At 62.2% G+C, this 11,969-nt stretch carries 11 protein-coding genes and 1 tRNA gene; 10 read left to right on the plus strand and 2 right to left on the minus strand.

Annotated elements, in window-relative coordinates; all coding sequences use genetic code 11:
- Nucleotides 1–12: 12 nt before the first annotated feature.
- The 4 genes from AC6I97_RS13690 to AC6I97_RS13705 are packed head-to-tail and all read left to right on the plus strand — an operon-like array spanning nucleotide 13 to nucleotide 5,899.
- Nucleotides 13–1,791 carry a flavin reductase gene (locus AC6I97_RS13690; RefSeq protein ID WP_497945162.1) on the plus strand — a complete coding sequence of 593 codons (1,779 nt, stop codon included), beginning with the start codon at nucleotides 13–15 and terminating at the stop codon, nucleotides 1,789–1,791.
- A gap of 16 nt (nucleotides 1,792–1,807) precedes the next feature.
- Nucleotides 1,808–3,385, plus strand: coding sequence for a phytoene desaturase family protein (locus AC6I97_RS13695; RefSeq protein ID WP_497945163.1), 1,578 nt, complete (start codon nucleotides 1,808–1,810; stop codon nucleotides 3,383–3,385).
- 28 nt (nucleotides 3,386–3,413) lie between these two features.
- Nucleotides 3,414–4,226, plus strand: a complete 813-nt coding sequence (locus tag AC6I97_RS13700) for a cyclase family protein (RefSeq protein WP_497945164.1) — start codon at nucleotides 3,414–3,416, stop codon at nucleotides 4,224–4,226.
- Nucleotides 4,223–5,899 carry a thiamine pyrophosphate-binding protein gene (locus tag AC6I97_RS13705; RefSeq protein ID WP_497945165.1) on the plus strand — a complete coding sequence of 559 codons (1,677 nt, stop codon included), beginning with the start codon at nucleotides 4,223–4,225 and terminating at the stop codon, nucleotides 5,897–5,899. Before AC6I97_RS13700 ends, AC6I97_RS13705 begins: the two co-directional genes overlap by 4 nt.
- Before the next feature lie 100 nt (nucleotides 5,900–5,999).
- Here the strand turns inward: AC6I97_RS13705 and AC6I97_RS13710 are convergent, their stop codons facing one another.
- Entirely contained in the window at nucleotides 6,000–6,140 is a 141-nt protein-coding gene (locus AC6I97_RS13710) for a hypothetical protein (RefSeq protein WP_497945166.1), read from the minus strand.
- 223 nt (nucleotides 6,141–6,363) lie between these two features.
- Here AC6I97_RS13710 and AC6I97_RS13715 point away from each other — a divergent pair, with 223 nt between their 5' ends.
- Nucleotides 6,364–7,176: an MBL fold metallo-hydrolase gene (locus AC6I97_RS13715; RefSeq protein WP_497945167.1), complete on the plus strand. Its 813-nt coding sequence runs from the start codon at nucleotides 6,364–6,366 to the stop codon at nucleotides 7,174–7,176.
- A gap of 30 nt (nucleotides 7,177–7,206) precedes the next feature.
- Here the strand turns inward: AC6I97_RS13715 and AC6I97_RS13720 are convergent, their stop codons facing one another.
- Complete coding sequence (locus AC6I97_RS13720) at nucleotides 7,207–8,886, minus strand: LuxR C-terminal-related transcriptional regulator (protein WP_497945168.1); 1,680 nt, start codon at nucleotides 8,884–8,886, stop codon at nucleotides 7,207–7,209.
- Nucleotides 8,887–9,017: 131 nt separating this feature from the next.
- Here AC6I97_RS13720 and AC6I97_RS13725 point away from each other — a divergent pair, with 131 nt between their 5' ends.
- From AC6I97_RS13725 to AC6I97_RS13745, 5 genes are all read left to right on the plus strand, one after another.
- On the plus strand, nucleotides 9,018–9,404 hold the full coding sequence (locus tag AC6I97_RS13725; protein ID WP_224090088.1) for a hypothetical protein: 387 nt from the start codon (nucleotides 9,018–9,020) through the stop codon (nucleotides 9,402–9,404).
- A 218-nt stretch (nucleotides 9,405–9,622) separates the two neighbouring features.
- On the plus strand, nucleotides 9,623–10,018 hold the full coding sequence (locus AC6I97_RS13730) for a hypothetical protein (RefSeq protein ID WP_224090087.1): 396 nt from the start codon (nucleotides 9,623–9,625) through the stop codon (nucleotides 10,016–10,018).
- 94 nt (nucleotides 10,019–10,112) lie between these two features.
- Complete coding sequence (locus AC6I97_RS13735) at nucleotides 10,113–10,787, plus strand: DUF6766 family protein (protein WP_224164289.1); 675 nt, start codon at nucleotides 10,113–10,115, stop codon at nucleotides 10,785–10,787.
- Between the two features lie 115 nt (nucleotides 10,788–10,902).
- Nucleotides 10,903–10,975, plus strand: a tRNA-Lys gene (locus AC6I97_RS13740).
- Nucleotides 10,976–11,019: 44 nt separating this feature from the next.
- Nucleotides 11,020–11,916 carry a LysR family transcriptional regulator gene (locus AC6I97_RS13745; protein WP_224164288.1) on the plus strand — a complete coding sequence of 299 codons (897 nt, stop codon included), beginning with the start codon at nucleotides 11,020–11,022 and terminating at the stop codon, nucleotides 11,914–11,916.
- Nucleotides 11,917–11,969: the final 53 nt, after the last annotated feature.

Raw genomic sequence — 11,969 nt, forward strand, 5'->3', positions numbered from 1 at the left:
GGAAAACCAGACATGCGAAAGATCGCAATTATCGGAGCCGGCGAATCCGGCGCTCAACTGGCCTTGGGCCTGCAGCGGGAGGGGTATGAAGTCACGCTGTTCTCGGACCGTTCGGCCGCCCAAATCCGCACCGGCAAGGTTATGTCCAGCCAATGCATGTTCCCCACGGCCCTCGCCGCCGAAGCACAGCTGAGTTCGGCCCTGACCAGGCTTTATGACGATGAAGCCGTGCCCGGGATCAGCGCTATCCAATTACGTGTGGAAGGCGAACCCGGCTTCGGCGCCATCGAGTGGGAGGCGCCCCTTGAGGGAACCGCCCACTCGGTGGATCAGCGGATCAAGAGTGCTGCCTGGATCGAGGCCTTTGTGGCTGGCGGCGGTGATTTCCGTATAGAGAAAGTCACGCCGCGCATGCTCGAGCAGCTCGCACGGGACTACGAACTGGTTATCGTCAGCACCGGAAAGGGAGAGATCGCCCAGATCTTCCCCAAGGACAGGTCCAAGTCCCCGTTTGACCGGCCGCAAAGAGTCCTCGCCCTGAACTATGTCTGCCTCGATACAGCCTCTCTCGATACAGCCTCTCTCGATGCATCCACCACCGAACCGGCCGATCAGCCCAGCGACAGCATCCGCATGTCCGTAGTCCCCGGCGTCGGGGAATTCTTCACCTTTCCCGGACTCACCGTGTCCGGGCCATGCCAGATGATGGTCTTTGAAGGCGTCGTGGGCGGCCCGATGGATAAGTGGACCGACGTCACGAGTCCGGAGGAACAGCTGAGTCGATCTCTGGAAATCCTGGAAGAGTATTTTCCCCACGAGGCGAAGAACTTCGCCAACGCAAGGCTCACCGACGAGGGCGCAACACTCCTGGGACGGATCACCCCGACGGTTCGCTCAGCAGTGGGTGAGCTGGGCAACGGCAACCTGGTCTTCGGCCTGGGCGACGCCGTCCTGCTCAACGATCCCCTCACCGGCCAGGGGTCCAACAACGCGACGCTGGCCGCCAAGTACTACCTGGATTCCATCGTGAGGAGAGGCCAGCAACCCTTTGACAAGCAATGGATGGAACGCACCTTTGACGAGTTCTGGCGGGGCTGGGGCCAGTGGGCGGTGGCATGGACAAATGACATGCTCAAACCCCGGCGGGAACACCAGCAGACTGTCCTGGCCGAGGCCGCCGACCACCCGGCCCTGGCCGCAAGCATCGCTGCAGGATTCGATGATCCCCGCACGTTCTACCCATGGTGGTTCGATCCCGCAGCTGCCGCCGAGTTCATGCAGGCACGCAAGGACGAAGATTCGTCGGCTTTTGACCTGAGGGACTTCCGCGGCGCCCTGGGACAATTCGCCACCGGCGTCACGGTGGTCACCACCCTCGGAACCGACGGCCGGAAAGTAGGCATGACTGCCAACTCCTTCACGTCCGTTTCCATGGAACCTCCACTGGTGTTGTGGTGCCCCAGCAAACGGGCTCCGAGCCTGGCGGACTTCGAGGACGCCACGCACTTTGCCATCAACATCCTGGCCAGCGACCAGCACGTACTCTCGCGCCAGTTCGCAACACCGGCCACAGACAAATTCGCCGGCGCGGAAACCACGGAAGGAATCGCCGGGATCCCGTTGCTGGACGGCGCCGTCGCCACGTTCCAGTGCCGGACCGTCTCACGACACGATGCCGGAGACCACGTCATATACGTAGGCGAAGTGGAGAAGTACGAGAATGCTGGAGGGGCGCCCCTGGTGTTCCACAGCGGCAAGTACCACGCCGCGACCAACCACCCGGACTTCTGAGATGACGGCGTCCTCCATGACGGACTCGACCGATATTGCCATCATTGGTTCGGGGATCAACTCCCTGGTAGCTGCCGCGGAACTTGCCATGGCCGGGAAGCGCGTCTGCCTCATTGAGCGGGCTGGCAGGCTGGGCGGCTTCATCCATTCAGCGGAACGAACGCTGCCCGGGTTCATCCATGATTCCTTCTCTTCCTGGCACCCCCTGTTCGTTTCCGGAGGGGCATACCAGGCTTTGGGAAGCGAGCTCCATGCGAGGGGATTGAAATACTGCAATTCCGACGGCGCGGTGACCGCCAGCGTGGCAGCCGATCCAAAGACAGGGCAGCACAGAACGGTCGTGGCCCACCGCGATCCAGAGGTCACTGCAGCCGCTTTGCAGGCAAACGGAGACGACGGCGCCTACCTGGCGATGCTGGAGGACCTTGGCCGCAATGCCGGGACCATTTTCGGTGCGTTCGGTGCTGAACTGCGGTCTTTCAGGGAGGTCCTGACGATCGCCGCGGGCGCCCTGCGGCGAGGCAAGGTCAAGGGCACCGAAGCATTCGTCCGCGATTCGGTGATGAGTGGCCGCAACTACCTCCGCAGCCGCTTCAATGGATGGCAAACCGACCAGCTGTGGTCCCCTTGGCTCCTTCACGCAGGCCTCGGCCCGGACCAAGCGACCGGCGGCGTCATGCTTCCGGTCATGGCCTTGAGCATGCACAGCTTTGGCCTCCCTGTCGTGAAAGGCGGAGCCTCGAACTTCATCGCTGCGTTTGAGGCCCTCCTGAGGGATAAAGGCGTCCGGATCATGCTGGACACAGAAGCCGAGGAAATCCTGGTCGATTCCAAAGGTGCAACGGGAGTGAAAACCTCCAATGGCCTGGTCAGCGCACGGACCGTCCTGGCCAATGTGTCGCCCCAGGCCTTGTATTCCAAACTGTTGCGTCAACCACCAGCGGGCTTGGCCGAAGCAGCCGCACGTTACCAGAACGGCCGCGGAGCCATGCAGATCCACCTGGCCTTGGACAAACCGGTCAAATGGCTCGATCCCCGTTTGGATTCCGTACCCTTGGTTCACTTGAGCAACGGTTCGGACAGTACCGCAATTGCTTGCGCCCAAGCCGAGGCGGGGCTGTTGCCTACGGAACCTACCGTCGTCGTCGGTCAACAGTGCGTCCTGGATCCTACCCGGGCCCCCGCAGGCAAAGCGACACTATGGCTCCAGCTACAGGAAGTGCCCTTCTCGCCGGTGGCGGATGCCGCAGGCGCGCTCGCCGTGGACGGCGGCTGGACACAGGAACTTAAGGAACGGTACATGGAACGTGTCCTGAGCAGGCTCGAACAATTCGCGCCCGGCACCAGGGCGTCCGTCCTGGGCTGGGACATCCTGGCACCAACCGATCTGGCTGCGGAAAACCCCAATGCCGTCAACGGCGATCCGTACGGCGGATCCGCGGAAATCTTCCAGAACCTGCTCTGGCGGCCCTTCCCCCAGGCCGCAAACCACAAGACCACCGTCAAGGGCTTGTGGCACATTGGCGCGTCCACCCACCCCGGCCCCGGACTGTCCGGCGGGTCGGGGCATTTGGTGGCCCGGAAACTGAAATGAACCCACACATCAATCCGACAGGAGAACAATGTCTGTTCTAAGTGAACTCACCGCAGCCTTGTCATCCGGCGCCATCGACGTCGTCGACCTCACCACGCCGCTCAGCGGTGACACTCCCATCCTGAATCTGCCCCAACCCCTGGCCAACACGGTTGGACTCTCGCTGACTCCCGTCAGCAATTTCGACGACGCCGGACCGGCCTGGGCGTGGAACGACGTCACGGTGGGCGAACACGCCGGGACGCACCTGGACGCTCCCGTCCACTGGATCACGGGCAAGGACGGGAAGTCCGTTGACCGGATCGAGCCGCACCGCCTGGTGGGGCCGGCCGTGGTGATTGACAAGACCGCCGAAGCTGCACGAGACGCCGATTTCCTGCTGGAGCCCGAACACTTCGAGCAGTGGCAGCAGGAGCATGGCCCTTTCCCGGAAAACTGCTGGGTCATCTTCCGCACCGGCTGGTCCGCACGCGGCGGTAACGCCTCGGACTTCATGAACGCTGACGACGCCGGCCCCCACACCCCGGGGGTCTCCGCGGCCGGCGCCAAATGGCTCGCCGGCAATGCCTCCATCAGCGGCTTCGGCGTGGAAACGGTGGGCATCGACGCCGGCCAGGCCGCCACGCTGGACCCTATGTTCCCCGTCCATTCGTTCCTGCTCGGCGCTGACAAATATGGCGTGACGTCGCTGCGGAACGTTGACCGCCTCCCGGTCACCGGCGCGACGCTGGTGGTTGCACCCCTTCCTATCGTTGGCGGGACGGGCAGCCCCAGCCGCGTTTATGCTCTGGTTGACAGCTCAGCAAATACGGCAAGCACGGCATCGGAGCCGGGCGCATGAGCGAGCAGGCAAGGGTCTCTACCTTGGTGGGCCGGACACTGGCAAAGCTGGGAGTCGGGCACGTCTTCGGGGTGGTGGGCAGCGGCAATTTCGACGTCACCAGCACCATGATGAACGCCGGTGTACCCTACACCGCGGCCCGCCATGAGGGCGGCGCTGCCACCATGGCCGATGCCTACTCCAGGATGTCGGGCAAGGTGGGCGTGGTGACCACACACCAAGGATGTGGCCTGACCAACGCGATCACCGGCGTCGGAGAGGCTGCCAAGAGCCGCACCCCCATGATCGTGCTGACGGCCGATACGCAGGCTGCAGCCATCCGGTCCAACTTCAAGATCGACCAGGATGCTCTGGCGCGCAGCGTCGGGGCCGTGGCAGAACGGATCCACTCCCCCGAAACGGCCGTAGCGGATACCGTCCGGGCCTTCCGAACGGCGGTGAACGAGCGCAGGACCGTGGTGCTCAGCTTGCCTTTGGATATCCAAAGCGGAACCGCCGCAGACACGGTGGGTACCGTCGTCGTGCCTGTGCCGGCGCGGCTTCGTCCGGATACCGGTGCAGTGAACCAGCTGGTAGAGCTGATCTCGAATGCGAAACGCCCCGTGTTCGTCGCAGGCCGCGGTGGCCGGGGCGCCCGGGATTCCATCCTGGCCCTGGCCCGGCACGCCGGGGCGCTGGTGGCGACCTCGGCCGTGGCCAATGGGCTGTTCAACGGCGATTCGCATAATTTGGGCATCTCCGGCGGATTCTCCTCCCCTTTGACCGCGGAGCTCATTACCTCAGCGGACCTGATTATCGGGTGGGGTTGCACGCTGAATATGTGGACTATGCGGCACGGCAGGCTCATCTCTGCCGGAACAAAAGTAGTCCAGATCGACGTCGAAGACTCCTCCTTGGGCGCCAACAGGACCATCACACTGGGCGTGCTGGGCGATTCCGCCCTCACCGCGGAGGACGCCCTGGAAGTCCTCAAGACGATCCAGCCTGCCGCGGCTGAAAAGTACCGTACCGAGCAGAACGCCGTCGCCATCAAACAGAGTGCACGGTGGCGGGACGTGGAGACTCCGGACCTGGGCACTTCGACGTCCATCGATCCCCGGGTGATCAGCCGGGAACTGGATACAATCCTTCCGGCAGACAGAATCGTCGCAGTGGATTCGGGCAACTTCATGGGCTACCCCAGCCAGTACCTGGCGGTGCCGGACGAATTCGGATTCTGTTTCACCCAAGCGTTCCAGGCGATCGGCATTGGCCTCTACACGGCAATCGGCGCTGCAATGGCGCAACCACAGCGGCTGCCCGTCCTGGGTGCCGGAGACGGTGGTTTCCTGATGGGCATCAGCGAACTGGAGACCGCCGTCCGGCTGAAGCTGCCGCTGGTTTGCATCGTCTACAACGATGCTGCGTACGGCGCTGAGGTGCATCACTTCGCTGAGCATCACGCCCAGGAAGAACTGGGGAGTGTCTCGTTCCCGGAGACCGATATTGCGGCCATCGCCAGGGGATTTGGGGCCGACGGCGTGACAGTCAGGACTCTGGAGGACCTTCAGCCAGTGCGGGAATGGGTTGCCGCCTTCCGTGACGGCGGACAGGACCGGCCCTTGGTGATCGATGCCAAGATCGCCTCGGACGGTGGTTCCTGGTGGCTGGCGGAGGCCTTCCAAGGACACTAATTCCGGCATGGGTGGTCGGAGAAGGGTTGGGGCGCGATGCTGCCCCAACCCTTTTCACGGTTGCGTACTTTCACACGCAAGGAATTTGTTCAAAGGGTGTCTAGATGAATATGAGGCCAGCCCACGGTGTGGCAACCGGCGTCGTGCCGTCGAACACGGAGCGGAACTCTTCATCGAGCAGAGCGCCCATGGTCAGTTCCTGTGAATGTTCCATGATCTCATCAGAGCGTGAACCAGACATCTTTGTCTCCTTAGTTCGGACATGAGGAGCGGGCCACCGCTTGCGGTGCCCCCATGCTTCCAGACACAGTTTATATCGTTACCATGACGCTCGTAAAGAGATCGACATATAGATTTCTGGCGTAGCGGGGCTGGAGTAGAAGGCTGATACAGCGTAAATTGGCGCCAGGTTCGGAGCAGAAGGAGACCGGATACGTCCGGGACCTGAGCGGGAAGGGATAGCTGTGCTGATCTGCGCAACCTGTGCCGTTGAACGCGACGAGCCGACGCCGGAAGTCTGCCCGATCTGCGCCGACGAGCGCCAGTACGTGCCCGAGGACGGACAAACGTGGATTTCACTCGACGAATTGGCGCAGGCTGGCCAGCAGTTACTGCTGGAAGAGAACGAGCCGGGACTTATCGGCATCAGAGCTGCGCCGAAAGTCGGGATCGGTCAAACTGCCCAGCTTGTAGTGACACCACAGGGTTCGCTGCTGTGGGACCCCGTTGGATTTGTTGATGACATCAGCGTGAAAGCAGTCCTTGAACGAGGCCCGGTTGTGGCGATTGCAGCCAGCCATCCCCACATGTTCGGGGTACAGGTGGAATGGTCACGCCGGCTTGGCGGCGTCCCCGTGCTTGTGGCGGACGCCGACCGGCAGTGGGTTGGTCGGAATGATGCGGTCATCTCCTACTGGTCCGGCAGCAGGACCATCACCGAAGGATTGACGTTGCACCAGACCGGAGGCCACTTCCCCGGGAGCGCGGTAGCGCACTGGACTGCGGGAGCAGGAGGCAAGGGGGTCCTGCTGACCGGAGATAGCGTGTTTCCAAATCCGGACCGCCGCTCCATCGCCTTCATGCGTAGCTACCCGAATCATCTGCCGCTTTCGGGTGCGGTAGCGTTGCGGGTCACCGCACAACTGGAAGAACTCACGTTCGACAGGATCTACGGCAACTTCAACAACATCATCGCCTCCGAAGCCAAAGCCGTTCTGCACGATTCAGCCCAACGGCATGCTGCCTGGGCGCGAGGCGACTTTGACCATTTGACGTGATGGGGCAACCTGGCGCCCAAAGACACTCGGCTACGGGGCGATGTTGACGATCCCCTGGCCGATGGCATGCGTGGCTGCTTGCGTTCGGGAGCTCACGCCGAGCTTTTCGAGAATATTGGTTACGTGCCGGTGGACGGTCCGCTCGCTGATGAACAACTCGCCGGCAATTGCCCGGTTCGTCCGGCCACGCACGATCAAACGGAGCACCTCCAATTCGCGCGGCGAGAGCCCGTATTGAGGGGAAACACCCTGCTGCCGGAGCATGTTCTCAACCTCGGCCAGGTCGGCACGGGCGCCGAGACGCCTGAATTCCTGTCGCGCTGATTCAAGCTCAAAGCCTGCGGCCTCGTGGTCCCGCACACCCCGGCAGGCCGTCGCGAGGAGGACCGAGCACCGCGCGACTTCGTAGGGGACATCCAGCCCACGCCATAGGTCAGCGGCCCGTCGAAGTTCGGGAAGTGCCTTCTGACAGTCACCGTCGGCAAGAGCAAGCTCGCCCAGGGCCCGCGCGTGGGCTGCGCGAACACTGTCAGAGGCGAAATGCTCGGCGAGGCTGCCTATCTCCTCGGCAGCGGCCGCGGCCTCGCGGCCAGCCCCGGCCGCAAGAAGGACCGTCACCGCCGCGGGCAGCAGGTCCACGCGAGCACCTGATCCCGCGGATTCCCCGAGTGCGCGCCGGATACCCGCGGCCGCCGCTGGAACATCGCCCAGGGAAAGCCTGAGCAGTGCCAGCCCCGGCTGCGTAGGACCTCCCGAGAAGGCGGCCGCCCGGAAGGACGCCTCTGCCTCGGGGAAATCCCCGAAAAGACGATGCGATTCACCGAGTTCGTAGCGGGCGTGGCCGATAAGGCGTGTGCCCGCACCGTCGGCCAAACTCCGACATGCCTCCTGAAGCTCAGCGAGGGCCGCCGCCCATTGTCCCGCGAGCCGGAGATGGACTGCCCGGTATGTAAGGCAATTGCCATAGAAGGGCCCGCCGAATGGGGGCACCGCATCCAACCACGATCCAAGGGCTATGCTCCACTCGCGGACCCGCGACACATCCCGGGCCTCCATCTGGCACGTGCCGATCGCCGCGCAGAAGAGCAGGCTCGTGGTCCTGGGGGTGGTTTCGCCCACCACAACACGGAGCATCGCATCGTCCAGCCAAGCCAGTCCGTCCGCGAGGTGGCCGGACTTGACCAGTGCGCGGCCGGTAAGAAGCGTCGAAAAAGCCAGCTGATCGGCGTCGTGCGCGGCAGTGGCCGTCGCCCGGGCGCGCGCGAGAAGTACGCCCGCCTCGTCATACGCGCCCGCCGCGATGAGACCGTAAGCCTTAGTGATGAGCAGCCAACCGGGGTCTCCCCCCACGTCATCCGGACCGAGTTCGCGAGCCCTTGCCATCCAGCCGCTGGCCTGGGCGAACTCATTATTGAGGTTGTACGCCTGCCACAGCCAGAACGCTGAGGCGAGCGCGGCGCGCACCTGACCCTCCGCTGCCCGCACTTCGAAGGAACGCTCAAGCGCGGGTATCGCATCCTCATTCAGCCCTGCGATCTGTGCGCACTCCGCGAAGCGCTCCACATCCTCTACCCCGAGTGCCGGCAGTCCGCCGGCGGCGCGAAACTCCTCGCACGCCTCCCGCCACTGGTACTCCATGTGGAGCGTCCGGGCCCTCGCCAGGTGATCTGCCTCGTCGGCCACGTCCACCTCCTGATCACCAGTATGCATCGGTGGACTGGGCAGAACTACCCAACGCCGGGACGGCGAAGCCGGCCCGAACTCCCGATGTCCGGGCGGGGCGCCAGCGGGATCCTGAAGGTAATCCGCAAGGTGCGGATCCCTTGATTCAGGAGGCAATCATGTCAGAGCCGTTCATCTACTTCAGCACATATAAGGTGCGGGCCGGTCATCTGGAGGAAGCCCTCGAAGCATGCCGCGAGGTGTCGCGGCTTGTGGAGAGCCGCGAGCCCAGGATGCTTATTTTCCAATTCTTCGGCGACGAATCAGGCCGGAAAATCACCTGCCTTCAGGTCCATGCCGAAGCAGAGTCCATGGCCAATCACATGTCCGTGATCAGCGATCATCTCGCACAGTCCGGTTCATGGATCGAGTCCTTCACCAATGCCGTCACACTGGGCGAGCCACCAGCCGTCCTGACGCAGTGGTATGAGGAGGCCGGCGAGCAACTGGATCAGTTCCCGCGGCGCATAGCGGGCATCACCAGAGTTGGGTCGCCCGTAGGGTGAGCACAGGCCCTGATGAAGGTCGCCATTGAGGACCACCGCGGAACTGCCCAAAGTCGCTGGATAAGGCGGCGACGTGCAGTTCACCTGGCTAAGCAGTTCCTGGGTTTACACTAAAGCCATAGCAGATCCTCAGGTTGCTTAGTGTCGGTGGCGGGGAGGAACGCATGGGTGCATGTCGAAGGTTCGGTTGCCTGGTCCAGTCTCTTAAGCTGGGGCCCATGCGCAGAATAATCCCCGCTACTGCCGCCAGCCTTCTCCTCTTTGCTGCGACAGGTTGCGCCGTAGATACTGCCGGCGCAACCAAGGTCGCTGAGGATTTCCATCGTGCCGTAGATGCCTCGGACTGGGCTGCTGCCTGTGATTTGCTGCAGCCCACGGTCCGGGACAAATCTGAAGAGCAGGACGGTGACGACTGCCAGACCCACTTGGCGTCACTACATCTTCGAGCTTCCGGAGAAGTGGTCAAAACCGAAGCCTATGGCCGGGAAGCATTGGTGCAGTTCGAGAGGGATAACGTTTTCGTCGCTGTTTCCGGCTCAAGTTGGCGTGTGACAGCTGCCGGATGCACTCAAAGGGAGGAAACCCCCTATTCCTGTGAAGTAGGAGGAAGATAGCAATGCGCGTCGCCTTTAGCCTCTATCTCATTCTCATTTTCGGTGGTCTTGCCTACCTGGCCTCCGTGGGACTGGTTAACGGATAGGACGCGACGTGAAAAAAGCCTTGAGGAACAACGGATTAAGCCTATTTTTCGGTCTGATCTTCATCCTTGCGTTGGCGGGTCAGGCCATTACTGGACAGGCCGTCTTCAACGAAGACCAACTCACTGCCGGCCTTGATGAAATCACCTTCCTCCAATACATCACTTCTTCCAGCTTCGCGGTTGACGTGTCGGAAAACTGGCAATCCGAGTACCTGCAGTTTCTCCTCTACATCACAGCCACCATTTGGCTGCTTCAGAAGGGGTCCCCGGAATCAAAAGAGCTGGACAAGCCAGGCCTGGAATCCGACGAAGAACAACTCGTCGGTGAACATGCCAACGCCAAGTCCCCCGCATGGGCCAAGGCAAAAGGTTGGCGCCTGACCGTATTCTCGAACTCGCTCGCCGCAACAATGGGCCTGATTTTTATCCTCTCGTGGCTGGTCCAGTCCATCACAGGCCACGTTGCCTTCAACGAAGAGCAACTTCGCAACTTCCAAGAGCCCCTGTCCTGGGCTGAGTACCTGGTATCACCTGACTTTTGGAACCGCACCCTGCAGAACTGGCAGTCGGAGTTCCTTGCCGTCGGATCCATGGTGGTCCTTTCCATTTACCTTCGCCAGCGGGGATCACCGGAGTCCAAACCTGTTGGCGCAGCCCATGATGCCACCGGAACCAGCGGCTGACCCGGCCGGGAATACCTCGTGGTGAGGCACGGTTAAAGATTGCGCCCACAATGAATCACGCCATGTGACCCTGGCCGAGCCGGAGTCCTGCGCGCATGGCTCCGGCGCGATTCCGGCATCCGTAGCTCAGTGGTCAGAGCAGGGGACTTTTAATCCTCGGGTCGTGGGTTCGAACCCCACCGGATGCACCGAAGTGGAAACTACCCCGCCTGCGCACGCGTAAGCTACCAGCATGCTCGACCTCCATCGCCTCACCCTCCTCAGGGAAGTCAAGCTGCACGGCAGCATGAGTGCCGCCGCCCGCGAACTTTCGTACAGCCACTCCGCGATCTCACAGCAGCTCGGTTTGTTGGAAAAGGAAACAGGTGTCGTTCTTCTCGAACGGGTGGGGCGCAATGTCCGGCTCACCCCTGCAGGCGAGGAACTCGTACGCAATACCGAGGCAATACTGACCGCGATGGAGCGCGCCGAAGCTGATCTTGCGACCTCCCATGAACGGCCCCAGGGGATTGTGACCATAGCGGCATTCAGCACTATCAGCCGAAGCGTAATGCCTTTTGCGCTGGCCGAACTGGCCCGAAACTATCCCGGACTGGACGTCAGGTTGCGACGCGAGGATCCCGAGCAGGCAGTCGTTCAGCTGATCTCCCGGCAGGTCGATGCCGTGGTCAGCGATGCGTTTCCCGGGACTGCAGTGGCTCCGCCCGGAGGAGTGCACACCACCCTGATCGGCCAGGACCCAATCCGCGGCTATCTGCCGCATGGCCTGGAGTTTGCTGACTTTGACGATCTAAAGCAACTGCGCTGGGTAGCAGAGCCACTGCACACCGCCTCATCACAATGGGCCGTGCGCGTCTGCCGCGAACTAGGCATCGATCCGGTCATCTCCTATGTTTCTTCGGACCTTCTTTTCCACCTCCGCATGGTTGAACAGGGCCTCGCCGCGGCCTTCCTGCCTGACATGGTGCTGCGTGAAGCCGGCAGTGTGATGACGCCCAGCTCCTGGCTGCCAGCGGATCAACAGCGCAGCATCCAGTTCCTGGTTCGGTCCGGCTCTGAGCGCAGCGCTTCCCTGACTGCCGTGCGGGAAGCAATAACCCAAGTGCTGCACGCCAAACACAACATGTAAGAAAAACTTACATAAGTACGTCAAAAAGGTTCGCTTTTATTTACTTTCGCACG

Source organism: Arthrobacter sp. TmtSoilC48 (genome assembly GCF_059739425.1).